Below are 25687 nucleotides of genomic sequence, written 5' to 3'. Positions count from 1 at the left end.
GATCGATCGCACGTTCGTGTTCGTGTTCGCGTTCGCGTTCGCGTTCGCGTTCGACGACATCGTGCACGCGCATCGATACGGGGAAGCCGGCGCGCAGGCCGGGAAGATCGTCGTCGCGGCCTGAAGGGTGTCGCGCGGCCGGTCGATATCGGCCAGCAGCCCCGGCTGCGTCGGTGCCCAGCCGAGCGATGCGCGCGTGCGCTCGCTCGTTGCCGGCGCATCCATCCCCGCGAACATCGCGAACCAGCCGAAGTGCTCGCCGGCTTCGGCCGCCGTTTTCGCGACGACCGGCACGTCGAGCCGCCGGCCGATCACCTCCGCGATGTCGCGGAACGGCACGCCCGTATCGTCGACCGCGTGATAACGCGCGCCGGCCGCGCCGCGTTCGACCGCGAGCCGGTACACGCGCGCCGCATCGAGCCGGTGCACGGCAGGCCAGCGGTTGCCGCCATCGCCGACGAAGGCCGACACTCCCTTCTCCCTCGCGAACGCGATCAGGCGCGGCACGAAGGCGTGATCGCCGTCGCCGTGCACGGACGGCGGCAGACGCACGACCGATGCGTGCACGCCGCGCGCCTCCAGCGCGACCGCGGCCGCTTCCGACGCACGCGGATAGACCGACGACACCGGCACGTGCGGATCGTCTTCCGTCGCCGCACGTCCGGGCGCGACAAGCGCGAGGCCCGACGTGACGACCAGCGGCCGGGCCGAGCCCGCGAGTGCCGCGCCGATCGTCTCGATCGCGCGACGGTCGAGTTCGCAGTTCTGCGCGAAGCGCGAGAAGTCGTGATTGAATCCCGTGTGGATCACCGCATCGGCGGCGTCGGCGCCGCGCGTGAGGCTGTCGAGGTCCTCCAGCGACCCGCGATGGACGTCGGCACCCGCCGCCGCAACCGACGCGGCGGCCGCGTCGGACCGCGCGAGACCGAGCACCGAGTGCCCGGCGGCCACGAGTTCGGCAACCACGGCCGAGCCGACGAATCCCGACGCTCCAGTAACAAAGACACGCATGTTCAGTACCTCCGGATGGCATGGAGGCTTACTATCTGTCGACGGCCGCTCGCGGTGAAGTCGTGACGGTTTACCGGTAAACGAACTAACAGGATATGGCTGACACCCCCGACAACCTGCTCGGCGCGTACCTGCGGGACCGCCGCGAGAAACTCGACCCGGCCGCGCTCGGGCTGGCGGCCACGCGGCGCCGCACGCCGGGCCTGCGACGCGAGGAAGTCGCGCAGCGCGCGCACGTGAGCGCCGCGTGGTACACGTGGCTCGAACAGGGGCGCGGCGGCGCACCGTCGGCCGACGTGCTCGACCGGCTCGCCCGCGCGCTGCAGCTGAACGACGCCGAACGCGAGCACCTGTTCCTGATCGGTGTCGGCCATCCGCCGGAGGTGCGCTATCACGCGACCGACCACGTGTCGCCGCGCGTGCAGCACGTGCTCGATTCGCTCGACGCGAGCCCCGCGATCGTGCGCTCGGCGACGTGGGACGTCATCGCGTGGAACAACGCGGCGGCCGCGACGCTGACCGACTACGCGACGCTATCGCCGGAACGGCGCAACATCCTGCGGCTCATCTTCGTCGATCCGCACGTGCGCGGCGTGCAGGCGAATTGGGCACGCGTCGCGCAGTTCGCGGTGGGCGCGTTTCGCGCCGACGTCGCGCGCGGCGGCGCAACGCAGGCCGTGCAGGCATTCGTGGACGAGATGCGCGCGACGAGCGCCGAGTTCGACGCGCTGTGGCGCGACCACGATATTCGCTCGCACGAGGAAGGGACCAAGGAGATCCACCATCCCGCCGTCGGGCGAATCGCGCTCGAATACGCGGCGTTCGCCGTGAGCGGCCGGCCCGACCAGACGCTCGTGATCTTTACGCCGGAGACGGCGGACGATCGCGCGCGCATTCGGGCGCTTGTCGCGGCCCGCGAGAAATACGAAATTCAGCGATTCGCGTAACAATCGCCCTCTTCGATAAACGACGAATCTCCTTGATTGTGCGACGCGCCGTCACTATCGGCGCGTCGATTGCCAGCCCCGGGGCAGCGATCCCGCGTTCTGACGGGCAACACCGCTAACGCCAAAGCCGATCGAGCCTCGATGACCGACGGCAAGCTCACTACGCGTGGCCATCGCATTCCGCACTGATTCCCAGTCGAATATTTAATTTTCAACTGGCGTAACACGCGCTTACCCTTTCGGCATCGCATCACAGGGCCACCGGCCCCTCCCTGGAGCATCCCGATGTCCGACCCCGGCACCGCGCAAGCTGTCCGCCGCCCGCATGCGGCTTCCGTGTCCCATGGCGCGCTCGTGCTGCTGGTGCTGGCCGGCCTCAACCTGCGTCCGTTCCTGACCGCGTTCGGCCCCGTGCTCGACGTCGTGCGCGCCGACACCGGCCTCGGCTTTCGCGCGGCCGCGCTGCTGACCACGCTTCCGTTCGTGCTGATGGGAGTCGTCGCCGGAGTCGGTGTCGGGCTCGCGCGACGCGTCGGCGAGCAGCGTGCGCTGACCGTCGCGCTGGCGCTGATCGCGGCGGGCTGCACCGCGCGCCTGTGGACGGGCGGCAGCGCCGGCCTGATCGCGACCGCCATCGTCGCGGGCGCCGGCGTCGCCGTGATCCAGGCGCTCGTGCCCGGCCTCGCGAAGCGCTGGTTCGCCGGCCGGCTGCCGCTCGCGATGGGCCTCTATTCGGCCGCGCTGGTTGGCGGCGGCGCCTTCGGCGCGGTCGCGAGCCCGTGGCTCGCCGCGCACGGCGGCTGGCATCTCGCGCTCGCCGTGTGGGCCGTGCCCGCGCTCGTCACGCTCGCGCTGTGGCGCGCGAAGGCACCGCGCGACGCCGTGCACGCGACGGCCGCGACAGCGCCGCTCAGCGCGTTCGCCCGCATTCCGCGCGCGTGGCAGCTCGCGCTGTTCTTCGGGCTCAGCAACAGCGGCTACGCCAGCCTCGTCGCATGGCTGCCCGCGTTCTACCGCGGCATCGGCATGAGCCCGCAAGCGAGCGGCAACCTGCTCGCGTGGATGGCGCTGTTCCAGGCGACCGGCGCGCTCGCGATGCCGCTGCTCGCCAAAGGTTCGCCCGACCGCCGCGCCGTGCTGTGGCTCACGCTCGCGCTGCAGGCGGCCGGCTTCGCCGGGTTCGCGACGCTGCCCGCGTTCGCGCCCTGGTTCTGGGTCGCATGCGTCGGCCTCGGTCTCGGCGGTTTCTTCTCGATGAGCCTGATCGTCACGCTCGACCACCTGCCCGATGCGCGGCTCGCGGGCGCGCTCGCCGCATTCGTGCAGGGCATCGGCTTCCTGACCGTCGCGGCGAGCCCCTGGCTGATCGGCTGGCTGCGCGACGCGGGCGGCGGCTTCGCGACCGCCTGGTGGATGCATCTCGGCGTGATCGCCGCGATGGCCGCGCTGAACGCCGTGTTCTCGCCCGCCGGCTACCGGCACGGCATGGCGCGCATCACCGGCGCCGCCCGCTAACGCCCCCTTTCGAATCCGGACGCTTCGCCGGCCGCTTCCGGCGAAGCGTCCAGCCGCCCGCGCGTGGCCGGGCGCGGGCAGTCACGCCTGTCGGCCGCCAGTTCGCTTCACCACATACAACATCGACCGGTATTGGAGACAACCATGAAAAAGCTCGTTCTCGCCATTGCGCTCGCGCTGACGGCAGGCGCCGCCGCCGCGAAGGACCCGGCAGTCCTGCGCCTCGGCGTCGACCCCAGTTATGCGCCGTTCGAATCGCTCGCGCCCGACGGCAAGCTCGTCGGTTTCGACATCGATCTCGGCAATGCGATTTGCGAACGGATGAAGGTGCGCTGCGTGTGGGTCGAGAACGCGTTCGACGGGATGATCCCGGCACTGAAGGCGCGCAAGTTCGACGGCGTGCTGTCGTCGATGAGCGTGACCGAGAAGCGCCTCGCGCAGATCGCATTCACCGACAAGATCAACAACGTTCCGCCCCGGCTCGTCGCGCGGCGCGGCTCGAACCTGCAGCCGACGCCCGAATCGCTGCGGGGCAAGAGCGTCGGCGTCGAGCAGGGTTCGACGCAGGAGACTTACGCGCGCACCTACTGGGAGCCGAAGGGTGTGATCGTCCGCACGTACCAGACGCAGGATCTCGTCTACCAGGACCTGCTGTCGGGACGGCTCGATGCATCGCTGCAATCGTCGGTGCAGGCCGACCTCGGTTTCCTGAAAACCGCGAAGGGCGCGAACTTCGAATTCGCGGGGCCGCCGCTGCACGACCCGAAGACGCTCGGCGTGGGTTCGGCGATCGGCGTGCGCAAGGATGACGACGCGCTGCGTACGCAGATCAACCAGGCGCTTGCGAGCCTGATCCAGGACGGGACGTACCAGCGGATCGCGAAGAAGTACTTCTCGTTCGATATCTACAACTGACGGACGCGCAGCGGACAACACGAAGAGGCGTCGCGCATGAATGCGCACACCTCTTCTTCGTAGACCGAACGATATGGACTACGCCGCTCGCTGCAACAAATCCGTTGCGAAAGACCTCGCATGCTCGACGGCTTCCTGCGCGTCGCCGAACACACCGAGCTGATCCCAGTGTTCCTCGGCCCCATACGTACCCTTCACGGCAAGCGCCCGCTGAACGCTCAACTGCGCTGCGTACTTGCCATCCTCCAGCGGTCGAGCCGTCGCCACCACCTTGTGCGGAGGACTGGCGCGCTCCGGCTGAATCAGTTCGACCGCACCGCCGGCCGTGTCGGCGTACATCAACTCGTTCCTGGCTTTGCAGTCCGGGCAGTAGAAGCACCACCCCGCGTCCTCCTGATGGGGTCTGACCTGCCCGCGTGCGAGCACGGCGCGGCATTCAACGTTTTCGCAGATGAACGGCATGGCAGTCTCCGAAGTTGTTTGCGGAAAATCCTAGCATGTCCGCCGAAGGACAACCACCGTCTTCGTCAACGACATGGGCACCGGGCGGGTGATGCGGATAGCCGGGCCGGCCGGATGCTCGCGAGCCCGACGTCACCCGGGATAAACTGTCGGCTCGACCGACGAACCGAGCCATCCCTCATGTTGATCCGCGTTGCAACCCTGTCCGATGCCGTCCCGCTTGCCGAATTGAAGCGCGACACGTTTCGCGAAACCTTTCTGCAGGACGGATTCGGCATCGACTACCCGCCGAACGACCTGGCTGCGTACGAGGCCCGAACCTACTCGGTAGAAACGATCACGGGCCAGCTCGACGATCCCGAATGCCGCACGTGGGTCGCTGAAAGCGACGACGGCGCGCTGGTCGGCTATGCGCACGCGGGGCCGTGCAAGCTTCCGCACCCGGACGTCGCGGAAGGTTCGGGCGAGATCCATCAGATCTACCTTCGGCGAGGTACGCAAGGAACCGGCGCCGGGCGCGCCCTGTTCGACTCCGCACTGGACTATCTGGCAACGGAACGGCCCGGCCCGGTATGGCTTGGCGTGTGGTCCGGCAACGCGAAGGCGATTGCCTTCTATGAGAAGGCAGGGTTCACGCGTGTCGGTACGTACGATTTCAAGGTCGGGGAATCGACCGATCTGGAATTCATCTATCGACGCTGAGGCGGTGGGCGAAAACGCGCGGGCAATCGACACGCTGCAGCCAACCACGGCATTGCCAACGATTCAGCGGCGTTGCCGAACGAACACGCCGGCCTCGCCGGCCCGCCACCGCACGACAACGCCCACCCGCCCGCTCAATAGCGGCTCCGCCCCCACAGCGTCTTCGGCTCGTCGAGCAAATGACGCAACCCGCTGCGCTCGATCGTGATTGCCGCGACCTCATTCACCCGTTCGAGCACCGCGTTCTCGTCGACCGACAACACGCGCCGATCCTCCATCAGCACCCTTCCGCCCACCATCGTCATGCACACGTCGGCCGCGTTCGCGAAGCACGTCACGCGATACACGGGCATGTTCATCGGCATCATGTGCGGCCGGAACAGGTCGACGAGGATGATGTCCGCGAGCTTGCCGGCTTCGAGCGAACCGGCCTCGTGATCGATCGACAGCGCCTTCGCCGCGTCGATCGTCACCATCTCCAGCACCTTGCCGTGCGGCAGCACGTCCGGGTCGCGGAAATGCCGGCGGTGGTAATGCATGCATTGCCACATGTGGCGGAACATGTCGTAGCCGCGATCGGGCGCCGCACCGTCCGACGCGATCGCCACCGTCACGCCCGCATCGATCAGCTCGGGCACCGGGCAGCGCCCGATGATCGACATGATCGCGCTCGGGTTGTGGACGATCGCGGTGCCCGTCTCGACGCACGCCGCGATGTCGTCGTCGGTCAGGTCGATGCTGTGCGACATGAACGACGTCGGGCCGAGCAAGCCGAGCTCGCGATGCGCGAACGCGAGCGTGCCCGCGCGGTGGCCGTCCTGCGTGAACGTCAGCCCGCGCTCGCGTGCGAGCGCGCCGTAGCGTGCGGCCTGGTCGCGGAAGTCGTGCTCGTACCGCGCCAGCTCGGGATCGTGTTCGGGCCCGTACACGGGCAGCGTGAGCGCGATGCGGATCCGGCCGCCGGCATCGCCGTGGCATTCGTCGACGATGCGCCCGCATACGTCGAACATCGTGTCGAAACCGATGTCGCACGTGTCGCTGCCCTCCGGCGTGTGGCGCGTATAGGCACGCGGCGCGGGCGGCCGCGACGGTCCGACCGCGACGATCGAGCGCGTACCGGTGCGCACGACCGCGTCGCAATGGCGCCGCGCGTAGACCGGATCGTCGACGCGCATGATCGAATTGCCGCCGCCGAGCAGCGATACGCCGGTCGTCACGCCGGCCTTCAGGCGTTCGAGCGCGGCGAGATGCGATTCGGCCTCCCAGAACGCCTCGTCGGACGCGCGCGTGTAGATCGTCTCGGCCGCGGCCGACCACGCATCGCCGTCCGCGCCGCCGATCGTGCGCAGCATCGCGTGGCCCGCGTGCGCATGCGCATCGATCAGGCCGGGCAGCACGGCCTTGCGGCGCGCATCGATCGTGCGCGCGGCGCGGTAACGCGCCTGCAGTTCGTCGGTGCCGCCCACGGCGACGATGCGCTCGCCCTTGACTGCGACCGCACCGTTCTCGATCACGCGCCGCTGCGGGTCCATCGTGATCACGCAGCCGTTCGCGATCAGCGTGTCGATCGCTTCGCGGTCGTCCTCTCGCATGCCCCCTCGCTTGTCCTCGGTAGTCATCGTTCAGTGTCCTGTTGTGGTTCGATGGGTCTTGCTGCCATCCAGTGGCCGAGCAGCCGAGCGGCCGGGTGGAACCCCGGCGGCCCGGCGACGGCGTCATGCTCGAAAAACCGTCACGCCGAACCGACCGGCGCGGCGACCCGCGCCTTCAGCTTGCGCTGCACCGCGCTGATCACGACGAACACCAGCGCGTTCACCGCGAGCGCGACGAGCCCCGGGTTGATCGACGTCAGCGTGTTCGATGCGCCCGGGAACAGCGACGCGAGCGTCACGCCATAGTAGTTCGTCATCGCGATCACGATCGCGCCGGCGACGATGCCCGCGAACGCGCCTTCACGCGTGCCGAACGGCCGCTTCAGGAAGCTCGAGGCGAGCATCGGCACGAGCTGCGTGAGCAGGCTCGACGAGAAGATCGCGAGCGTGACGAAGGTCGCGCCGCCGCGCAGCACGAAGTAGACGACCACCAGCGTGAAGACCGGCAGCGCGATGCGCGCGACGCGCGTCACCTCGCGGTCGGTCGCGTTCGGTGCGAAGCCTTCGCGGTAGATGTTGCGCGCGATCGTCGTCGATGCATTCAGCATGATCAGCGATCCCGGCACCAGTGCGGTGAGCAGCCCCGTGCCGCCGACGATGCCGACGAACCACGCAGGGAACGTCTGCTTCACGAGCCGCAGCAAAGCGAGATCGGTCTGCGCGCCTTCGAGCCCGTGCACGGTCATCACGGCCGCGAAGCCGACGAGGAACAGGAACGCGATCAGCACCTGGTACAGCGGCATCAGGATCACGTTGCGGCGCAGCGCGCGCTCGTCCTTCGCGACGTAGATCGCGGTGAAGCCGTGCGGATACAGGTAGTAGCCGAGCGACGTGAGCAGGATCGTCGAGTTGTACCAGCTCAGGTTGAAGCCGTGCTCCGGCATGCGCAGCAGTTCGGGATGCGCGGCGTCGATCTTCGCGAACATCTTGCCGAGCCCGCCGTAGTAGTGCATCGGCAGGTACAGGCCGAGGAAGATCGCGATCGCGAGGATCAGCACGTCCTTGAAGATCGCGATGCTCGCCGAGCCGTGGATGCCCGACACGACCATGTACACGGCCATCAGCGTCGCGGCGATCCAGATCGCGGCCGCCTGCGGAATCAGCCCATATGACATCTCCGACACGATCACGCCGAGCCCGCGCAACTGGATCATCAGCAGCGACACCATCGCGAACACCGCGACGATCGACACCAGCACGCCGATCGCGCGGCTGTCGTACTTCGACGCGAAGTAGTCGGCGAACGACACGAGCCCGCGCGCCTTCGCGTAACGCCAGATCGCCGGCAGCATCCAGTAGCCGATCACGAACGCGAGGCAGCCGTACGACAGGATGTAGAACGCGGGCACGCCCTTGCTGTAGGTCCAGCCGCTCGCGCCGAGGAACGAGAACGTCGAGAACGCCTCGCCGGCCATCAGCAGGAACGTGAGCAACGAGCCGAAGCCGCGCCCGCCGACCGCCCACTGCTCGAGCGTGAGCTTGCGGCCGCGGCGCGCCATCACGCCGATGGCGAGCGCGAACACGGCGAACGCCGCGATGATGACGATCGACGCGTTCATCGCGCGTCTCCCGAACGGCCGGCGCGGGCCGCGTCGCGCTCGTCGAGATGGAACAGGATCGCGAGAATCGCGGCCGTGGCCGCCATCCAGACCAGGTTCCAGACGAGCAGGAACGGCAGCCCGAACAGCAGCGGACGCGCGTCGGCAAGCGAGCCGCCCGTATACATCCCGACGAACGGCAACGCCGCCAGCAACAGTTTCAGTTTCATGAGTGCCTCCTCCGGAAGACGCGCGTGTGCGTCAGAACATCAGAACTTCTGGCGGATGCCGACCACCACCGCCACCTGCGACGTCGTCGTCGATGCGCTGTCGGTGCCGTCGATCCATGCGTGGCCGACACCCGACGACGCCTTCTGGTAGAAGCCGTTCACGTACACGTCGGTGCGCTTGGACAACAGGTATTGCACGCCGGCCGATACCTGGTGGTAATGGCCGCTTTCGCTGGCGCGCGCGACCTGCGTATAGGTGTAGCCGGCCGCCGCCATCAGCGCGGGCGTGACCATGTAGCGCAGGCTGCCTTCGTAGTTGTTGAAACGCAGCGCGCCGCCCGTCGCCTGGCCGAAGTTCGAGCCCGTGTACAGCAGGCCGAGCGTTGCCTGCCCGATCGCGTAGCTGCCGCCCGCACCCCAGATCTGCTGGCGGATCGCGCTCCCGAGGCTCGCACCGAACACCGATGCCGACGACGGATAGTAGTTGTCCGAAGCAACTGCGCCGCTCGTGCTGACCGCCGGATGGTTCACGCGCGCATACGCGGCGCCCGCGTTGAGCGGCCCGTTCACGTACGTGACGCCCGCGCTCCAGCTGTTGTCGTTCGCGAAGCCGGTCGAGTTCGAGAAGCCGTACACGAGGTTCGCCTGCAGGCCCGCGATCGTCGGCGACACGTACTTCACCGCGTTGTTGAGACGGAACGTGTTGTTGATGTCGTCGTTGTCGAACGGGTGCGTCGAGTACTGCGCGAGGAAGCTGCTCATCTGCAGCGAACCGAGGATGTCCTGCGTCGAGTTGTACTGGCGGCCGAGCGTCACCGCGCCCCAGTTCGCGCCGCTCAGGCCGACCCACGCCGAACGCCCGAACATCCGGCCGCCCTGCCCGAGCGCGCCGTTCGCGACGTTGAAGCCGTTCTCGAGGCGGAAGTTCGCCTTCAGGCCGCCGCCGAGATCCTCGGAGCCGATCAAGCCCCAGCGCGGCCCCGATTCGTTGCCGCCCGTGAACTGCCACAGCGAATGGCCCTTCGCGTTGTTCGTGTAGGTCACGCCCGCGTCGACGATCCCGTACAGCGTCACCGTCGACTGCGCGTGCGCGGCGCCGGCGAACACCATCGCCATGGCCGCGCTCATGCACGCGGCGCCCGTCTTCCCACCCTTCATTCGCACCATCTCCGTCTTCTCCTCTCCAAACCTGTTCATCGATGTGTTGTGTTTTTTTGATCCTGCCCACACGCGCCGACCGGGTTGTATAGACAGTCGCTGGATGGTATCCAGCCGCAATCACATCAAGAAATGAAATGTTCAACTGGCCGGCAGTTGAAAATCGAATGAGAGGCGATGGAGGGGAAATGAGCGGGGGTCACGCGGCCCCGCAAGGGAAACGAAAGCACGCAGGCCCGCTGGACGCGGTGCGTTTTGATCGGACGTGAATGGCTTGCGTAAGCAAGCTGACGAAACGGCGACGCGTGAGGCGGCTATACGGTTTTCCCTGATAACCCGTGCATCGGCCGCCGCAACGCGGCGTCGAACGGATTGGTACGTGGCCCGATCGCGTCGGCCTGGCGCCGCAGCAGTTCGACGACCATCGGCATCCGGTCGTCACCGAGGCGTGACGCGAGCGTGCCGACGCTCAACGCGCCGACCGGATAACCGGTGCGATCGAGGATCGGCACCGCGACACCGGCCATCCCGTCGAGCACGCCGCTGTTGCGGCCCGCGTAGCCGAGCTGCCGCACGCGTTCGATCTCGGTACGCAGGTACACCTCGTCGAGCACGCCGTAGCCGCGAATGCGCGGCACGTTGAAACGGATCACTTCCTCGCGTTCGGCTTCCGGCAGGAACGCGAGGATCGCAAGGCTGCCCTGTCCGACACCGAGCGCGATGCGGCCGCCGATGTCGCCGGTAAACGAGCGGATCGGAAACGGCCCCTCGCACAGGTCGAGACACACGGCGTCGAAGCCGCTCTTCACCAGCAGGAAGATGGTCTCGCCGAGGCTGGCGCACAGCCTCAGCAGCGCGGGACGGCACAACGTGCGCATGCTGCTCGGGTTGCCGGCCTGCGCGGCGAGCGCGAAGAAATCGACACTCAGGCGGTACAGCTTCGACTGCTCGTCCTGTTCGACCATCCCTTCCGCGATCAGCGATTGCAGGATCCGGTGCGCGGTGCCCTGCGTGAGGCCGACGGCCTTTGCCAGATGCGTGACGCGCACGCCGTCCTGCTGCATGCCGGCCAGCGCGCGCAGGATCGCGAACGCGCGCTGCAGCATGCCGGTGCCCGGTGCGCCGGCCGCATCGGGCGCATCGACGGCGTCCTCGTCCGGGCGCGGCGCGCGTGCGGCCGGCGACGTTCCGGTCGAATGGGGTTCCTGCATGCCGGCTCTCCTCGATGATTTCATTGAACGGAATACGTGAACCGCCATTGTCGTCCCGCCGAAATTCCGCGGGCATCCGGGTGTGCACGGGATTGACGCGTGCATTTCGCGGCATTGCCACGCGCCACCCAGCGGAACGATTCGCTCGCGATTTCTCCAACCGTTCCGTTCAATGGAATTTTTCAGAAATTCCTCCCGTTCAGCAGAATTCGAAATTGACGCTCCGAAATATGGCTGGCTAGAGTCCGCCACATCGGTACACCGGCCACGCGGTGTGCGAACCCGGAGCTTCCCATGTCGTTTCTCACGCTTACGGATCTGACGAAAACCTTCGGCGAACTCACCGCCGTCGCCGACGTCAACCTGTCGGTCGAACAAGGCGAATTCGTGTCGCTGCTCGGGCCGTCCGGCTGCGGCAAGACCACCACGCTGCAGATGATCGCGGGCTTCGTCGACGTCACGCGCGGCCGCATCGCGCTCGACGGGCAGGACATCACGCACCTGAAGCCGAACCGGCGCGGGCTCGGCATCGTGTTCCAGAGCTATGCGCTGTTTCCGCACATGAGCGTCGCCGAGAACGTCGGCTTCGGCCTCGACATGCGCGGCGTCGACAAGGCCGAGCGCGCCGAGCGCATCCGTGCGGCCCTCTCGCTCGTGCGTCTCGACGCGCTCGCGCACCGCTTCCCGCGCGAGCTGTCGGGCGGCCAGCGGCAGCGCGTCGCGATCGCGCGCGCGGTCGTGATCGAGCCGCCGGTGCTGCTGCTCGACGAACCGATGTCGAACCTCGACGCGAAGCTGCGCGAGGACATGCAGTTCGAGCTGCGCGCGATCCAGCGCAAGATCGGCACGACGACGATCATGGTCACGCACGATCAGTCGGAAGCGCTGTCGATCAGCGACCGCGTGGTCGTGATGGAAGCCGGCCGCATCACGCAGACCGATACGCCGTACCGCGCGTACGAGCGCCCGGAGAACCGTTTCGTGTCGCAGTTCATCGGCAAGGCGAACCTGCTGCCCGGCACGATCGTCGCGCACGACGGCGATGCGATCCGCATCGACCTCGGTCACGATCTCGCGGAAACGGGCCGGCTCGCGCACCTGCCGGCGCGCGAGCGCGACATGCGCATCGGCGATGCGGTGTCGGTCTGCATCCGTCCCGAGAAGCTGCGGCTGTGCGCGCCCGACGCGGGCCGCTTCGCCGCGACCGTCACGAGCCGCTTCTTCCTCGGCAGCCAGTGGCTGTACCACGTCGACAGCGCGCTCGGCGAAGTGCTCGTGTGCTGCCAGAACGAAGGCGCGGAGCCGCTCGCGGAAGGCGCGCCGGTCGGGATCGACTGGCACAGCGACGCGGTGCGCGTGATGCGCCGGGAGGCCTGAATGCGACAGCCTGCCCGCCCACTCCCGAATGACGGCGCGCCGGCCACGCTTGCGGCCGCCACGGCCGCACCGGCCGCACCGGCCGCACCGGCCGCCGCCGATGCAATGTCCCCGCGCGCCGGCGGCGGCCACGCGCCGCGCGCGAGCTGGCGCGCCCACGCACCGCTGTGGCTGATGTGCGCGCCCGCGTTCGCGCTGTTCGCCGCGCTCGTGCTCGTCCCGCTCGCGATGACGTTCATGCTGACGTTCTACCGCTTCGATCCGGCCACCGGCCCGATCGCCGCGTTCCAGTTCGGCAACTACGCGGAAGTGCTCGGCTCGTCGTACTTCCACACGATCTTCGCGCGCACGTTCGGCATCGCCGCGCTGACCACCGCGATCTGCGTCGCGATCGGCACGCCGGAGGCATACGTGCTGTCGAAAATGCGCGACCCGTGGCGCTCGCTGTTCCTGCTCGCGATCCTCGCGCCGCTGCTGGTGTCGGTCGTCGTGCGCGCGTTCGGCTGGAGCATGCTGCTGAACACGAGCGGGCTCGTGAACCAGGCGCTCGGGCTCGCCGGCCTCGGGCCGTACAAGCTCGAATACACGACCTTCGCGATCGTGATCGCGCTGGTGCACGTGATGCTGCCGTTCATGGTGATCCCGGTGTGGACCGCGCTGCAGCGGCTCGATCCGCAGACCGAGCATGCGGCGCTGTCGCTCGGCGCATCGCCGTTCACGACGCTGCGCCGCATCGTGCTGCCGCAGTTGATGCCGGGCGTGCTGTCGGGCAGCCTGATGGTGTTCGGGCTGTCGGCGAGCGCGTTCGCGATTCCGGGCCTGCTCGGCGGACGCCGGTTGAAGGTCGCGGCCACGGCCGTCTACGACGAATTCCTCGGCTCGCTGAACTGGCCGCTCGGCGCGACGATCGCCGTGCTGCTGCTGGTCGCGAACCTCGTCGTGATGCTCACTTACTACCGCGTGCTCGAACGCCGCTACGCGCGCAGCCTCGGAGGCGCATCGCGATGAGAAAGAACGGCCCCTTTGCCCTCGCCTTCCACACGCTCGTGATCCTGTTCGTGCTCGCGCCGCTGGTGATCGTCGTGCTCGTCGCGTTCACGCCCGACGAGACGCTGACACTGCCGACACACGGGTTCTCGCTGCGCTGGTTCCGCGCGATCCTCGACTATCCCGACTTCGTCACCGCGTTCTTCAACAGCGTGAAGCTCGCGTTCGCGTCGGCGACGCTGTCGCTCGCGATCGCGCTGCCGGCGGGCCTCGCCATCGGCCGCGCGACGTTTCCCGGCCGCGCGTTCCTGAACGGGCTGCTGCTGTCGCCGCTCGTGATTCCCGGCCTCGTGCTCGGCATCGCGCTGCTGCGCTTCTTCGCGCTGATCGGCGCGACCGGCTCGTTCGCATGGCTCGTGCTCGCGCACATGGTCGTCATCACGCCGTTCGTGATGCGGCTCGTGCTCGCGTCCGTCGCGGGCCTCGACCGCAGCATCGAGCAGGCCGCGTGCTCGCTCGGCGCGGACCCGTGGACGACCTTCCGCCGCATCACGTTGCCGATGATCGTGCCCGGCATCACCGGCGGCTGGCTGCTCGCGTTCATCAACAGCTTCGACGAACTGACGATGTCGATCTTCGTCACGTCGCCGCAGACGGTCACGCTGCCGGTGCGCATGTACATGTACGCGACCGAGTCGATCGACCCGATGATGGCGTCGGTGTCGGCGCTCGTCATCTTCATCACCGCCGGCGCGATGCTGCTGCTCGATCGCGTGTACGGCCTGAACCGCATCCTGATCGGCCAACACTGATGACGACTTCCGTTTCCCGTTCCACCTGCATCCCGGACGACGGTGCGCAGTTCGTGCGCGTCGCCGAACGCGAACGTGCCGCCGTCGCGTTCACGCTGGACGGCCGCCCCGCGCTCGCGCTCGCCGGCGACACCGTGCTCACCGCGATCCTCGTTGCCCAGCGGCGCGTGCGCGTGAGCGAATTCAGCGGCCAGCCGCGCGCGGGCTTCTGCCTGATCGGCGCGTGCCAGGACTGCTGGGTGCGCACCGAAACCGGTGCGCGCGTGCGTGCATGCTCGACGCCGATCGCCGAAGGCATGCGGATTCTCACGTCCGCCCGGCCGGCCGCGACCGGAGACGCAGCGTGAGCGCCGCACCGCAACCGGTGATCGTCGGCGCGGGGCCGGCCGGCGTGCGCGCGGCCGAAGCGCTGGTCGACGCGGGGCTGCGCCCGGTCGTGATCGACGAGAACGCGCGCTGGGGCGGCCAGATCTACCGGCAGCCGCCGGCCGACGGCGCGTTCGCGCGCGGCAAGCGCACGCTGTACGGCTTCGAGGCCGCGAAGGCCGACGCCGTGCACCGGACGATGGCCGCACTGCTGCCGCATGTCGACTACCGGCCGAATACGCTTGCCTGGTCATGCGGCGCAGGCCGCGTCGACACGCTGCAGGATGGCCGCGAAGTGACGGTGCCCTACTCGCACCTGATCATTGCGAGCGGCGCGACCGACCGCTTGTTGCCCGTGCCGGGCTGGACGCTCGCGGGCGTCTATACGCTCGGCGGCGCGCAAGTGGCGCTGAAGGCGCAGGGTTGCGCGATCGGCCGTCGCATCGTGTTCGCGGGCACGGGCCCGCTGCTTTACCTCGTCGCTTACCAGTATGCGAAGGCCGGCGCGCAGGTCGCGGCCGTGCTCGACACGAGCCCGCTGCGCCGCCAGGCCGCTGCCGCGCCCGCGCTGCTGCGCATGCCGTCGACCTTCGCGAAGGGGCTCTATTACATCGGCTGGCTGCGCGCGCACGGCGTCGCGATCGAAACGGGCGTCACGCTCGAGCGCGTGCTCGGCGACCCGCACGTGACGGGAATCGCATGGCGCGCCGCCGGTGACGGCGCACCGCCGCGCCTGCTCGACTGCGACGCGCTCGGTCTCGGCTTCGGCCTGCGCTCCGAAACGCAGCTCGCCGATCTCGCCGGCTGCCGGTTCAGGTTCGACCCGCTCAACCGCGCATGGCTGCCCGAGCGCGACGCGGCCGGCCGCACGTCGGTGCGCGGCCTCTACGTCGCCGGCGACGGCGCGGGCATCGCGGGCGCCGACGCGGCCGAGGCATCTGGCCGGCGCGCGGCACTCGCGTTGCTCGACGACGCCGGCATCGCGTCGCCCGTGCCCTCCGGCAAACCCGACGGGGCGACGCTCGAACGCACGCTCGCGCGCGTCGCCGCATTCCGCGCGGGCCTCGAAGCGGCGTTCGCGCCGCCGGTCGAGCAGGCCGCACGCTGCGCGGACGACACGATCGTGTGCCGCTGCGAGGAGGTCGATGCAGGGACGCTGCGCCGCTGCGTCCGCGACGGCGCGGCAACGGAGCTGAACCGGCTGAAGGCGCTGACGCGCGTCGGAATGGGCCGCTGCCAGGGCCGCATGTGCGGCGACGCGGCCGCGCTCTTGCTGGCCGCCGAAACCGGTCGCCCGCTCGCCGACGTCGGACGGTTGCGTGCGCAACCGCCCGTGAAGCCGTTCCCGATCTCGGCCGCGCTGGCGGGCGACGATGTCGCGGCGATTCCCGACGAGGCACGCGATGAATGAGACCCGGCATTACGACGTCGCGATCGTCGGCGGCGGCCTCGTCGGCGCGTCGGCCGCACTCGCGCTGACGCGGCGCGGCTTGCGCACCGGGCTGTTCGAGCGGCGCGATTGCGGTGCGCAGGCGAGCGGCGTGAACTACGGTGGCGTGCGCTGCCAGGGCCGGCCCGCCGAGCAGCTGCCGCTCGCGCTGCGTGCGCGGCGCATCTGGGATCGCCTGCCCGAACTGATCGGCATCGACGGCGAATTCGTCGTGTCGGGCCACCTGCGGCTCGCGCGCAGCGACGCCGATCTCGACGCGCTCGATGCCTACGCGACGCTCGCCGGCGAACACGGCCTGCCGCTGCAGGTGATGCGCGGCGATGCGTTCCGGCGGCGTTACCCGTGGCTCGGCCGTGCGGCGCTCGGCGGCTCGCTGTGCGAGACCGACGGTCACGCCAACCCGCGCCTCGTGTCGCCCGCGTTCGCGCGCGCGGCCCGCGCGGCGGGCGCGGACGTGTTCGAGCACACCCCCGTCGACGACGTTCACCACGACGGCACGCGCTTTCACTTTCGGGCAGGCGGCCGCGCCTGCACCGCGACGTGGCTGATCAACTCGGCCGGCGCGTGGGCGAACACGATCGCCGAACGCTTCGGCGAAGCCGTGCCGATGGAGCCGATCTACCCGAACATGTGGGTGACCGAACCGCTGCCGCCGTTCATCACGCACAACCTCGGCGTGTACGGCGGCGGCGTGTATGCGCGGCAAGTCGCGCGCGGCAACTGCGTGATCGGCGGCGGGCGTGGCCGCGGCGACGGCGAATTCGGCCAGCCGTCGGTCGATACGACGCGCGCGGTGATGCGCGATGCCTGCGCGCTGCTGCCTGCGCTGCGTGACGCACTGCTGATCCGCACGTGGAGCGGCGTCGAAGGCTGCACGCCCGACCACAACCCGATCATCGGCGCGAGCCGCACGACGCCGCGCCTGCTTCATGCGTTCGGTTTTTCCGGCGGCGGCTTCCTGCTCGCGCCGGGCGTCGGCGACGTGCTCGCCGATCTCGTCACGACCGGCGAAACCGCCACCCCGCTCGATGCATTCTCGATCGGCCGCTTCTTCCGCGAAGCCGAGCCGACCGCCCCTTTCCGTCAAGAGGAGACCCACAAATGAAACTGCCCGCAACGATCGCGGCGGCCGCCGCCCTCTGCATCGCAGGTGCCGGCGCGCCCGCGTTCGCGCAAACGAAGACGATCTACGTCGGCATGAACGGCGGCCCGATGGAGAAGGCCTACACGAGCCAGGTACTGCCCGACTTCGAGAAGGCGAACAACGTGAAGGTCGTCGTCGTGCCCGGCACGTCGTCGGACGTGCTCGCGAAACTGCTCGCGAACCGCAACAAGCCGCAGATCCACGTCGCGTTCCTTGACGACGGCGTGATGGCGCGCGCGGTCAGCCTCGGCGTGTGCCAGAAGCTCGACGATTCGCCGGTGCTGAAGGAGTTGTATCCGTTCGCGCGGATGAAGGACGACGTCGGCGCGGGCGTGCAGCTCGGGATGACCGGCATCGCGTACAACAAGAAGCTGTTCGCCGAGAAAGGCTGGACGCCGCCGACGTCGTGGATGGATTTCGCCGATCCGAAATACAAGGGCAAGGTCGTGTTCCAGTCGGCGTCGAGCAGCACGTTCGGGCTGCACGGCTTCCTCGCGATCAACCGGCTGCTCGGCGGCAACGAGCAGAACGTCGAGCCCGGCTTCAGCAAGTGGGCGAGCACGGTCGGGCCGAACGTCGTCGAGTACATCCCGAACTCGGCGAAGATCTCGGAGATGGTGCAGACCGGCGAAGCCGGCCTGTTCCCGCTCACGCCGACCGGCGTCGGCGACCTGCAGGACAAGGGCATCCCCGTCGCCTACGCGAACCCGAAGGAAGGCCCCGTGCTGCTGCTCGTCGACCTGTGCGTGGTCGCGAACAATCCCGATCCGCAGCTCGCGCAGAAGCTCGCGCAGTTCCTGCTGTCCGCGCCCGCGCAGACGAAGGCGGCCGAGGCCGGCAAGCAGATTCCGACCAACCGTCTCGCGAAGATGCCCGCCGCGATGCAACAGAGCCTCGGCAATGTCGACGATCTCGTGCGCAAGGTGACCGTGGTCGACTGGACCGCGATCAACGCGCGCCGCGCGCAGTGGGATACGCGCTGGAACCGGCAGATCGAGCGGTGACGGCATGCCGGGCGCGCGGGCACGGCCGCGCGCCGCATGACCATCATTTGCGGGAGTGATGACACTCCCCTTTTTCTGCGGATTTGACCGGGGGCGCGGTGCCGACAACACTAGCCCGCAGTGCTGCAAAGACGGCACGCGCCCGCCCCCCTTCAGAGTCCGCCATGTACCCGACCGACACCGTGCAATCCCCGAGCGCCGCCCGGCCGCTCGCCGACCGGCAACTGCGCCGGATCGTCATCGCCTCCGTCGCCGGCAACGCGATGGAGTGGTACGACTTTTTCGTGTACGGCACGGCCGCGGCGCTCGTGTTCGGCCACGTGTTCTTTCCGCCCGGCGCGTCGCCGCTCGCGGGCAGCCTCGCCGCGTTCGCGGCATTCGCGCTCGGCTTCGTCGCGCGGCCGCTCGGCGGGATCGTGTTCGGCCACGTCGGCGACCGCTACGGGCGCAAGGCGTCGCTCGTGTGGACGCTGCTGATCATGGGCGCGTCGACCTTCGCGATCGGCCTGCTGCCGACCTATGCGCAGGTCGGCCTGTGGGCACCGGCGGCGCTCGTCGTGCTGCGCCTGCTGCAAGGCATCGCGTCCGGCGGCGAATGGGGCGGCGGTGTGCTGATGATCAGCGAGAACGCGCCGCCCGAGCAGCGCGGCTACTACGCGGCGTGGAGCCAGCTCGGCGTGGGCGGCGGCTTCGTGCTGTCGTCGGCCGCGTTTCTCGCCGCGCAGGCGCTGCCGGACGATATGTTCCGCACCTGGGGCTGGCGGCTGCCGTTCCTCGCGAGCATCGCGATCTTCGCGATCGGCATCTATATCCGCCGCCACCTGCCCGAAAGCCGCGACTTCGAGCAGGCCGGCCAGCGCGGCGCGCACACGCATCTGCCGATCGTCGAGTGCATCCGCCGCCATCCGAAGGAAATCCTGCTCGCGATGGGGCTGCGCGTGGCCGAGAACGGCGGCGCCTACATCTTTCTCGCGTTCTCGCTCGTCTACGGCAAATACGTCGGCATTCCGAACGGCGTGATGCTGACCGGCGTGATGATCGCGATGATCGTCGAGATGGGCGCGATGCTCGCGTGGGGCCGGCTGTCCGACCGGATCGGCCGCAAGCCCGTGTACCTGATCGGTGCGCTGAGCCTCGTCGCGTGCGCATTCCCGTTCTTCTGGCTGCTCGACACGCGCGCGACACCGCTCGTCTGGCTCGCGCTGACGGTCGGCACGGCCGTCAGCCACGGCGCGATGATCGGCACGCTGCCCGCGCTTGTCGGCGAGCTGTTCAGCACCGAGGTGCGTTACTCGGGCGTCGCGCTCGGGCATGAAGTCGCGTCGATCTTCGCCGGCGGGATGTCGCCGCTGATCGCCACCGCGCTGCTCGCGCGCTATCACGCATCGTGGCCCGTGTCGCTGTTTCTCGTCGCGCTCGGCCTCGTCACCGTCGCGACGCTGTGCATGATGCGCGAAACGCGGATCGTGAGCGCCGCTCCCGCAGCTCCCGCTACCGACACGCGCGGCGACACGGCGTGACCACGACGCTTCGATCCGCGCAAGCGGGCCGATCCGCACCGGCAGGCGGCGAACACGGCGGGGGGCGGCACGGCCGTCCCGGGCGCGTGCCGCCCGCCGCGCCCGCCACCCCGGCGCGCCGCCTAGTTGCCGCCCTCCCGCCGCGCGCCGTCGAACGCCGGCGCGAGCCCCAGGTGATCGAGCAAGCGCGCGAATTCGCCGAGCCGCTGCCGCATGTACGCGGGCACGTCGACCTCCGCGTAGTCGTGGAAGCCCGCACCCGTGCGCACGCCGTCACGCCCGGCTTCCATGTTGCGCACGACACTCGCGGCCGGCGCGAAACGCGGGCCGATCTCGCCGGCCAGATACTTCGACGCGTAGTACAGGATGTCGCAGCCGCCCCAGTCGATGAATTCGAGCAGCCCGAGCACCGCGAAGCGCGGGCCGAAACCGGTGCGGATCGCCGTGTCGATGTCCGCCGCGCTCGCGACGCCCTCCTCGACCATCCGTGCGGCCTCGTTCATCGCGAGCGCCTGGATGCGCGGCACGATATAACCGGGCGCCGGCCCGCAGATCACCGGCTTCTTGCCGACACGTTCGAGCAACGCGGCGAGCGACTCGACGACGGTCTGGTCGGTCGCATCGCTGCGGCTGATCTCGACGAGCGGCATCAGCAGCGCCGGGTTCAGCCAGTGCGCGTTCAGCATCCTCGACGGATGCGCGACGTGGCGTTGCAGCTCGGTGACGACGAACGTCGACGTCGTCGACGCGATCGTTGCATGCGCATCGACATGCGCGCCGAGCCAGCGCAGCGCGTCGGCCTTCGCATCGAGCACTTCGGGCAACGCCTCGAACACGATGCCGGCCTGCCGCACCGCATCGGCCGCACCGTCCCGGGCGACGAGCGCGATGCGCGCGACCACGGTTTCGGCCTGCGCGGCGTCGATGCGGCCGAGCGCGACCTGCGCATGCAGCGGCCTTTCGATCTCGTCGCGCGTGCGTGCCTCGAAGGCGCGCCATCCGGCCGCGTCGCGCGGCTTGAAGTCGACCAGCGTCACGTCGAGCCCCGCGAACGCGAACACGAGCGCGATCCCCTGCCCCATGCGCCCCGCGCCGAGCACGTGGACACGCGTCACATCGGCGCCCGCCCTCATGCCGCGTACCCCGCGTCGAGCAGCGCGCGCATCGCGTCCTTCGACAGCGCGGCGAGCCCGAGCCGCTCCAGCGTGCGGCCTTCCGCATACAGGTCGCGCACCGCGACCGCGCTCGCAATGCTCAGCAGCCCCTGCGCGACGGGCGTCGGCACACCGGCCCGGCGCCCGCACGACACGATGAACGACAGCCCGAGCCGGGTGTCTTCGAGCATGTAGCGATGCGTGCGCAGATCGATCTTCTCGCGCCAGTCGCCGCTATCGGTCAGCTTGCCGTGCGCGCCTCGCCCGTACATCCATTCGTCGCCGTCGGTCGCGTAGTGATCGGCGAGCGGGAAATGCGGCGCCGGGTAACCGAGCGCCTCGCGCACCGCGATGCGTTCGGCGTCGAGCGCGTTCGTCACGCGGCGGATCGACGGCTGCGTGCCTTCGTTGTGGATGTCCCATGCGTCGAAGTGCTCGAGCGGCCCGGCGTTCATCAGGATCAGCGGCGGATGGATCACTGGGCCCGCGTTCATCAACGCGCCGGACAACGCGTCCTCGACCCGTTCGACCGACGGATAACCCGCGCGCAGCACGTCGAACGCCCAGCCGGCCGCATTCGCCGGAAATACGCCGGTCGGCAGCCGCGTCGCGTATGCGCTGATCACGACGTCGTTGTCGCCGTGCCTGCGCACGAGATACGGCAGCGTGCCCGTCTCGGCGAAGGCGACGCGCGAACGGTTGCCGGCGTCGGCCGCCGCACGCGCGAACACGACGCTGCCGAACGTGCCGGGCGGCAGGAACACCACCTGGCCGTCCTCCAGCAGCGGCGCGACCTGCGCGGCGAGCGCATCGTGCGAAGTGGCCGGCAGCGGCACCACGACGAGCCGCGCGCCGCGCAGCGCGGCCGCGAGATCGCCGCTCAGGCGGATCGCGCCGGGCGCGTCGCCGAGCGGCACCGTCCGCTTGCCGCGATAGTCGGTCACGTTCAGCACGCCAAGCTCGCGCAGCCGAGCGTGCGGCGCGCGGTCGCGCCGCCACCACGTCACGTCGTGGCCCTTCTCGAACAGGTCGATGGCCGCCGCATGGCAGCCGTGGCCGCCGCCCAGAACACATACCTTCATCGTCTTCTCCCGGTGAATGAGTGCTTCCGAGACTACGCGTCCACCCCCGCCGCGTCGCTTCAAAACGCGCAACGGCACGCCCGTTCGCGCAACGCAATCGGGGCGACACGCACGAAACCGCGCCCCTGCATCCGATACGAGGTCCGTGAATGGATATCGCCCTTTCCCGCCATGCGCCGAATAGGCTCGGCACGCTGCACGCCCCCGACGAAGTCGAACGCGCGGTCGCGCACCGGCTCGGGCCGCACCGGATGGCCGCGCGCGGCCGCGATCCGTTTCATGCGGAGCTGTACGAAGTGCCGCTGCATCACGGCGCGCTGCTCGAACTCTGCTACGGCCGCGAAACGCGCATCGATTTCGGCGACGATGCCGGTCACTTCCTGTTCAGGCTGACGCTCGCCGGCGCCTGCGAGCTGCAGGCCGGCAGCGTCGTCGCGCGCGCCGGCCCGGGCAAGCTGACCGTATCGTCGCCCGCGCTCGCCAGCCGCCTGAGCACGAGCCCCGATTGCCGCAACCTCGTGCTGCGGCTCGAACGCGGCGCGCTCGAACGCAAGCTGCAGCACATGCTGCGGGCAACGCTCACGCGGCCGCTGCAGTTCGATCTCGCGGCCGGCGGCATCGGCACCGGCACGGGCGCCGCGCTCGTGCTGCCGACCTTCGAATACCTGTGCAAGCTCGGCGCACAACCGCGCATCGGCACGGCCTCGCCCCTCTTCGGCGCCGATCTCACCGCGTGGCTGATGTCGCTGCTGCTCACGCACCTGCCGCACTCGTACAGCGACGCGCTCGCACGCGGCACGCCGCCGTTGCCGGCGCACGTGCGCCGCGCGTGCGATCACGTCGACGCGCACCTCGGCGAGCCGCTCGCACTCGCCGCGCTGGCGGCCGTCGCGGGCGTCGCGCCCCGCACGCTGCAGCACGCGTTTCGCGCGTTCCTGCACACCACGCCGGCCGCCTACGTGCGCGAGCGCCGGCTCGCCGCCGTGCACGCGGCGCTGCAACGCGGCGACACGCGCAGCGTGACCGACGTGCTGATCGCACACGGCATCCATGGTTTCGGCCACTTCGCGAAGGCGTATGCGCGGCGCTACGGCCATGCGCCTTCCGTCACCGCGAGGCAATCCCGATGACGCACGCCGCAACCGGCCGCCCGGCGGCCCCGACCCGCGTGGAATCCGCGCCGCACGACAGCGACCTGTCCGAACTGCGCGTGCAGGATCTCGACCTCAACCTGCTGAAGACGTTTCGCGCGGTCTACGAGGAGCGGCATGTCGGCCGCGCGGCGCTGCGGCTCGGCGTCACGCAGCCGTCCGTCAGCCATGCGCTCGGCCGGCTGCGGCTGATGTTCCGCGACGCGCTGTTCGTGCGCACCGGCACCGGCGTCGAGCCGACGCCGCGCGCGCAACGGCTGGCGATCTCGGTCGACAAGGCGCTCGCGATCCTGCAGGACGTGCTCGACGAAGGGTCGCGCTTCACGCCCGACAGTACCCAGCGCGTGTTCCGCCTGCACATGAGCGATTTCGCCGCGAGCGCGTTCCTGCCGACGCTGCTCGCCGCGTTCGACCGCCGTGCGCCGGGCGCGGTGATCGAGACGCTGCACGTCGACGAATGCCAGCTCAACGTCGCGCTCGAATCGGGGCGCATCGACTTCGCGCTCGGGCATTTCGCCGACGCGTCGAGCCACTTCCAGCGCACCGCGCTGCTGCACGAGCGCTGCGTGCTGCTGATGCCGCGCCGCACCGCGCAGCGCGTCGCGCTCCCCGACGATTACGTGCTCGATGGCGAGGCGCCCGATACATTGCGCTTCGTCGCGGTCACGTCGCATCCGCAATCGATGCAACTGCTGGAACGGCATGGGCTGATGCCGCGCGTGCGCGCGGCGCTGCCCGATTTCATGGTGGTGCCCGCGCTGCTGCGGGACGGCGACTATGCGCTGATCCTGCCGGAGACGATCGCGATCACGTTCGCGGCGCGGCAGCCGTGCGCCCTGTACGAGATCGCCGGTGCCGGCGAATGGGCCGTCAACGCGTACTGGCACCGGCGCTTCGACGCGGACCCCGGCCATCGCTGGTTGCGCGCGCTGCTGCTCGAGCTGTTCCACATCGGCGAGCTGGCGCCGTTCGACGCATGGCTCGCGCCGCAGCCGCCCGCCTGCGCATGACGGCGCGAAGGGCTCGGACGGCGCAAGCGGGCAGCGGCGCGCGCCGGTCAGAACGACGTAAGGATGCCCGCGACGATCGAGCTCGCCGTTGCACCGGGCTTGGCGACCGCGACGCCGCCGCCCGCCGCGCCGTTGACGACGAAGCGCGCATGCGCGCCGTTGCGCACCATCGCGGCGCCCGTGTACAGCACCGTGCGCTTCGACAGCGGATAGTCGAAACGGATGCCGTACGAATCGGCATTGCCGTCGCTGTCCGCGACCTTGCGGTAATGGCCGACGCTCAGCAGCAGCGACGCACGCCCGATCGGCACCGTCGCGCTCAGTTCCATGATGTCGCTGTGCGGATACGCGCTCTGGCTGTCGATCGCGGTCGCGACGTCGGGGCCGCCGCGATGGCGCAGGTACAGCGCGGCGACCTTCACGACATTGAAGTCGTACGAAATCGCGCCGAGCGTGTAGTTGCCGTTCGCGGCCGGGCTCGTGTCGCCGAGCGCGGCCGCGGCCACCGGGCTGAACTTCTGCTGCATGTAGTCGATGTCGACCGACAGGCCGCCGCGCACGTAGTTGAGCCCCGCGCCGTACGTATCGCCGAGCGTCGCCGGCTGCCCGGCCGCGCCGTTGGTGCCGCGCGCGGCCATCGCGCGCAGCATGAAGCCCGCGTAGCGCGGCGACGTATAGCGCATCGAGTTGCGCACGCGCAGGAACGCGGGCCCGACGAAGTTGTTCGTCGCGTTGCCCCACGCGAGCCCCGCGCCGAGTCCGGGCAGGCTGTACGTGACGAGCGTCGTGTGCAGGATCGTGTAAAGCTCGCCGAACTGCACGCCGCCGAACGGCCCCGTGATGCCGACCCACGCTTCGCGGCCGAACAGCGCGCTGCTGTTCGACCGCGCACCGCTGGCCGCGTTGAAGCCGTCCTCCAGCTTGAAGATCGTCGCGTAGCCGCCGCCGAGATCCTCGACGCCCTTCAGCCCCCACTGCGAAGCGAACAGGTTGCCGCTGCCCATGCGCGTCACGTGGTTCGGCCCGGCGTTCGCGTATTCGATCGCGGTGTCGACGCGGCCGTAGAGCGTCACGCTCGATTGCGCGAATGCGGGCAGCGCCGCGCAGGCCAGCAGCGCGGCAAGCGGTACGGCAAGCCGGTCGGCCCGCCTGTTCGGTTGGTTCATCGTCGTCGTCCCGTAGAAGTTCCGGCGCCTGTCGGTATCGCGCCGGCTGGTGTGAAGCGCGTTCGCCGCGAAGGGCCAACGCAGCCGATCAAAAACGGGCCGAGTCTAGGAACGACAATTTCG

General features: G+C 69.4%; 23 protein-coding genes and 1 pseudogene. 14 read left to right on the top strand and 10 right to left on the bottom strand.

From position 1 onward, the window contains the following. Positions 1 to 132: 132 nt before the first annotated feature. Positions 133 to 1011: pseudogene (locus DPV79_RS11140) on the bottom strand (SDR family oxidoreductase); the annotation flags it as partial. Between the two features lie 95 nt (positions 1012 to 1106). On the opposite strand from DPV79_RS11140, the gene DPV79_RS11135 reads away from it, so the two are divergent. The 3 genes from DPV79_RS11135 to DPV79_RS11125 all read left to right on the top strand — a co-directional run bounded on the left by DPV79_RS11135 (position 1107) and on the right by DPV79_RS11125 (position 4388). Continuing rightward, the gene (locus DPV79_RS11135) at positions 1107 to 1958 is read left to right on the top strand and encodes a helix-turn-helix transcriptional regulator (protein WP_113045443.1); all 852 of its coding nucleotides are present in this window, start codon (positions 1107 to 1109) and stop codon (positions 1956 to 1958) included. A gap of 285 nt (positions 1959 to 2243) precedes the next feature. After that, positions 2244 to 3473 (top strand): cyanate transporter, encoded by a 1230-nt coding sequence (locus DPV79_RS11130; RefSeq protein WP_113045442.1) that lies wholly within the window; start codon positions 2244 to 2246, stop codon positions 3471 to 3473. 144 nt (positions 3474 to 3617) lie between these two features. Then, complete coding sequence (locus tag DPV79_RS11125) at positions 3618 to 4388, top strand: ABC transporter substrate-binding protein (RefSeq protein WP_027790860.1); 771 nt, start codon at positions 3618 to 3620, stop codon at positions 4386 to 4388. 78 nt (positions 4389 to 4466) lie between these two features. Here the strand turns inward: DPV79_RS11125 and DPV79_RS11120 are convergent, their stop codons facing one another. Beyond that, on the bottom strand, positions 4467 to 4850 hold the full coding sequence (locus tag DPV79_RS11120) for a hypothetical protein (protein WP_048020274.1): 384 nt from the start codon (positions 4848 to 4850) through the stop codon (positions 4467 to 4469). A 114-nt stretch (positions 4851 to 4964) separates the two neighbouring features. Here DPV79_RS11120 and DPV79_RS11115 point away from each other — a divergent pair, with 114 nt between their 5' ends. After that, on the top strand, positions 4965 to 5552 hold the full coding sequence (locus DPV79_RS11115) for a GNAT family N-acetyltransferase (RefSeq protein WP_244321735.1): 588 nt from the start codon (positions 4965 to 4967) through the stop codon (positions 5550 to 5552). A gap of 134 nt (positions 5553 to 5686) precedes the next feature. On the opposite strand, the gene DPV79_RS11110 is transcribed toward DPV79_RS11115, so the two are convergent. The 5 genes from DPV79_RS11110 to DPV79_RS11090 all read right to left on the bottom strand — a co-directional run bounded on the left by DPV79_RS11110 (position 5687) and on the right by DPV79_RS11090 (position 11341). Continuing rightward, positions 5687 to 7171, bottom strand: a complete 1485-nt coding sequence (locus DPV79_RS11110; protein WP_113045440.1) for an amidohydrolase family protein — start codon at positions 7169 to 7171, stop codon at positions 5687 to 5689. Positions 7172 to 7284: 113 nt separating this feature from the next. Next, the gene (locus tag DPV79_RS11105; RefSeq protein WP_113045439.1) at positions 7285 to 8763 is read right to left on the bottom strand and encodes a sodium:solute symporter family protein; all 1479 of its coding nucleotides are present in this window, start codon (positions 8761 to 8763) and stop codon (positions 7285 to 7287) included. Then, positions 8760 to 8972: a DUF3311 domain-containing protein gene (locus DPV79_RS11100; protein WP_021158745.1), complete on the bottom strand. Its 213-nt coding sequence runs from the start codon at positions 8970 to 8972 to the stop codon at positions 8760 to 8762. Before DPV79_RS11100 ends, DPV79_RS11105 begins: the two co-directional genes overlap by 4 nt. A 39-nt stretch (positions 8973 to 9011) precedes the next feature. Beyond that, a complete protein-coding gene (locus DPV79_RS11095) occupies positions 9012 to 10139 on the bottom strand; it encodes a porin (protein ID WP_120760941.1) in 1128 nt (375 codons plus the stop codon). Between the two features lie 305 nt (positions 10140 to 10444). Beyond that, on the bottom strand, positions 10445 to 11341 hold the full coding sequence (locus tag DPV79_RS11090; RefSeq protein ID WP_021158743.1) for an IclR family transcriptional regulator: 897 nt from the start codon (positions 11339 to 11341) through the stop codon (positions 10445 to 10447). A gap of 294 nt (positions 11342 to 11635) precedes the next feature. Here DPV79_RS11090 and DPV79_RS11080 point away from each other — a divergent pair, with 294 nt between their 5' ends. The 8 genes from DPV79_RS11080 to DPV79_RS11045 all read left to right on the top strand — a co-directional run bounded on the left by DPV79_RS11080 (position 11636) and on the right by DPV79_RS11045 (position 20001). Then, the gene (locus DPV79_RS11080; protein WP_113045437.1) at positions 11636 to 12718 is read left to right on the top strand and encodes an ABC transporter ATP-binding protein; all 1083 of its coding nucleotides are present in this window, start codon (positions 11636 to 11638) and stop codon (positions 12716 to 12718) included. Next, positions 12719 to 13726, top strand: coding sequence for an ABC transporter permease (locus DPV79_RS11075; protein WP_113045436.1), 1008 nt, complete (start codon positions 12719 to 12721; stop codon positions 13724 to 13726). Continuing rightward, the gene (locus tag DPV79_RS11070; RefSeq protein ID WP_021158739.1) at positions 13723 to 14517 is read left to right on the top strand and encodes an ABC transporter permease; all 795 of its coding nucleotides are present in this window, start codon (positions 13723 to 13725) and stop codon (positions 14515 to 14517) included. The genes DPV79_RS11075 and DPV79_RS11070 overlap by 4 nt, the downstream gene beginning before the upstream one ends. After that, entirely contained in the window at positions 14517 to 14864 is a 348-nt protein-coding gene (locus DPV79_RS11065; RefSeq protein WP_021158738.1) for a (2Fe-2S)-binding protein, read from the top strand. Before DPV79_RS11070 ends, DPV79_RS11065 begins: the two co-directional genes overlap by 1 nt. Next, entirely contained in the window at positions 14861 to 16294 is a 1434-nt protein-coding gene (locus tag DPV79_RS11060; RefSeq protein ID WP_113045435.1) for an FAD/NAD(P)-dependent oxidoreductase, read from the top strand. The genes DPV79_RS11065 and DPV79_RS11060 overlap by 4 nt, the downstream gene beginning before the upstream one ends. After that, positions 16287 to 17438, top strand: a complete 1152-nt coding sequence (locus DPV79_RS11055) for an NAD(P)/FAD-dependent oxidoreductase (protein ID WP_059676807.1) — start codon at positions 16287 to 16289, stop codon at positions 17436 to 17438. Before DPV79_RS11060 ends, DPV79_RS11055 begins: the two co-directional genes overlap by 8 nt. Next, a complete protein-coding gene (locus DPV79_RS11050; RefSeq protein ID WP_048020295.1) occupies positions 17435 to 18481 on the top strand; it encodes an ABC transporter substrate-binding protein in 1047 nt (348 codons plus the stop codon). Before DPV79_RS11055 ends, DPV79_RS11050 begins: the two co-directional genes overlap by 4 nt. Before the next feature lie 164 nt (positions 18482 to 18645). Then, entirely contained in the window at positions 18646 to 20001 is a 1356-nt protein-coding gene (locus DPV79_RS11045; protein WP_113045434.1) for an MFS transporter, read from the top strand. 122 nt (positions 20002 to 20123) lie between these two features. On the opposite strand, the gene DPV79_RS11040 is transcribed toward DPV79_RS11045, so the two are convergent. Together DPV79_RS11040 and DPV79_RS11035 are read right to left on the bottom strand one after the other, a co-directional pair. Further along, positions 20124 to 21134, bottom strand: coding sequence for a 3-hydroxybutyryl-CoA dehydrogenase (locus DPV79_RS11040; protein WP_113045433.1), 1011 nt, complete (start codon positions 21132 to 21134; stop codon positions 20124 to 20126). After that, entirely contained in the window at positions 21131 to 22237 is a 1107-nt protein-coding gene (locus DPV79_RS11035; RefSeq protein WP_113045432.1) for an NAD/NADP-dependent octopine/nopaline dehydrogenase family protein, read from the bottom strand. The genes DPV79_RS11040 and DPV79_RS11035 overlap by 4 nt, the downstream gene beginning before the upstream one ends. 149 nt (positions 22238 to 22386) lie before the next feature. Between DPV79_RS11035 and DPV79_RS11030 the strand changes: the two genes are divergently transcribed. Continuing rightward, positions 22387 to 23367, top strand: coding sequence for an AraC family transcriptional regulator (locus tag DPV79_RS11030; RefSeq protein ID WP_113045431.1), 981 nt, complete (start codon positions 22387 to 22389; stop codon positions 23365 to 23367). Then, positions 23364 to 24398: a LysR family transcriptional regulator gene (locus tag DPV79_RS11025; protein ID WP_059687654.1), complete on the top strand. Its 1035-nt coding sequence runs from the start codon at positions 23364 to 23366 to the stop codon at positions 24396 to 24398. The genes DPV79_RS11030 and DPV79_RS11025 overlap by 4 nt, the downstream gene beginning before the upstream one ends. A 47-nt stretch (positions 24399 to 24445) precedes the next feature. On the opposite strand, the gene DPV79_RS11020 is transcribed toward DPV79_RS11025, so the two are convergent. Continuing rightward, positions 24446 to 25564 carry a porin gene (locus tag DPV79_RS11020; protein WP_113045430.1) on the bottom strand — a complete coding sequence of 373 codons (1119 nt, stop codon included), beginning with the start codon at positions 25562 to 25564 and terminating at the stop codon, positions 24446 to 24448. Positions 25565 to 25687 lie beyond the last annotated feature (123 nt).

Source organism: Burkholderia reimsis (assembly GCF_003294055.1).
In the GTDB taxonomy this organism is placed as follows: domain Bacteria; phylum Pseudomonadota; class Gammaproteobacteria; order Burkholderiales; family Burkholderiaceae; genus Burkholderia; species Burkholderia cepacia.
This window is presented reverse-complemented; position numbering and strand designations above follow the sequence as displayed.

Bases quoted from the DNA above. Each gene is read 5' to 3' on its own strand.
- DPV79_RS11135 (WP_113045443.1), top strand. From the start codon at position 1,107: ATGGCTGACACCCCCGACAACCTGCTCGGCGCGTACCTGCGGGACCGC.
- DPV79_RS11130 (WP_113045442.1), top strand. From the start codon at position 2,244: ATGTCCGACCCCGGCACCGCGCAAGCTGTCCGCCGCCCGCATGCGGCT.
- DPV79_RS11125 (WP_027790860.1), top strand. From the start codon at position 3,618: ATGAAAAAGCTCGTTCTCGCCATTGCGCTCGCGCTGACGGCAGGCGCC.
- DPV79_RS11120 (WP_048020274.1), bottom strand. From the start codon at position 4,850: ATGCCGTTCATCTGCGAAAACGTTGAATGCCGCGCCGTGCTCGCACGC.
- DPV79_RS11115 (WP_244321735.1), top strand. From the start codon at position 4,965: ATGCTCGCGAGCCCGACGTCACCCGGGATAAACTGTCGGCTCGACCGA.
- DPV79_RS11110 (WP_113045440.1), bottom strand. From the start codon at position 7,171: ATGACTACCGAGGACAAGCGAGGGGGCATGCGAGAGGACGACCGCGAA.
- DPV79_RS11105 (WP_113045439.1), bottom strand. From the start codon at position 8,763: ATGAACGCGTCGATCGTCATCATCGCGGCGTTCGCCGTGTTCGCGCTC.
- DPV79_RS11100 (WP_021158745.1), bottom strand. From the start codon at position 8,972: ATGAAACTGAAACTGTTGCTGGCGGCGTTGCCGTTCGTCGGGATGTAT.
- DPV79_RS11095 (WP_120760941.1), bottom strand. From the start codon at position 10,139: ATGGTGCGAATGAAGGGTGGGAAGACGGGCGCCGCGTGCATGAGCGCG.
- DPV79_RS11090 (WP_021158743.1), bottom strand. From the start codon at position 11,341: ATGCAGGAACCCCATTCGACCGGAACGTCGCCGGCCGCACGCGCGCCG.
- DPV79_RS11080 (WP_113045437.1), top strand. From the start codon at position 11,636: ATGTCGTTTCTCACGCTTACGGATCTGACGAAAACCTTCGGCGAACTC.
- DPV79_RS11075 (WP_113045436.1), top strand. From the start codon at position 12,719: ATGCGACAGCCTGCCCGCCCACTCCCGAATGACGGCGCGCCGGCCACG.
- DPV79_RS11070 (WP_021158739.1), top strand. From the start codon at position 13,723: ATGAGAAAGAACGGCCCCTTTGCCCTCGCCTTCCACACGCTCGTGATC.
- DPV79_RS11065 (WP_021158738.1), top strand. From the start codon at position 14,517: ATGACGACTTCCGTTTCCCGTTCCACCTGCATCCCGGACGACGGTGCG.
- DPV79_RS11055 (WP_059676807.1), top strand. From the start codon at position 16,287: ATGAATGAGACCCGGCATTACGACGTCGCGATCGTCGGCGGCGGCCTC.
- DPV79_RS11050 (WP_048020295.1), top strand. From the start codon at position 17,435: ATGAAACTGCCCGCAACGATCGCGGCGGCCGCCGCCCTCTGCATCGCA.
- DPV79_RS11045 (WP_113045434.1), top strand. From the start codon at position 18,646: ATGTACCCGACCGACACCGTGCAATCCCCGAGCGCCGCCCGGCCGCTC.
- DPV79_RS11040 (WP_113045433.1), bottom strand. From the start codon at position 21,134: ATGAGGGCGGGCGCCGATGTGACGCGTGTCCACGTGCTCGGCGCGGGG.
- DPV79_RS11035 (WP_113045432.1), bottom strand. From the start codon at position 22,237: ATGAAGGTATGTGTTCTGGGCGGCGGCCACGGCTGCCATGCGGCGGCC.
- DPV79_RS11030 (WP_113045431.1), top strand. From the start codon at position 22,387: ATGGATATCGCCCTTTCCCGCCATGCGCCGAATAGGCTCGGCACGCTG.
- DPV79_RS11025 (WP_059687654.1), top strand. From the start codon at position 23,364: ATGACGCACGCCGCAACCGGCCGCCCGGCGGCCCCGACCCGCGTGGAA.
- DPV79_RS11020 (WP_113045430.1), bottom strand. From the start codon at position 25,564: ATGAACCAACCGAACAGGCGGGCCGACCGGCTTGCCGTACCGCTTGCC.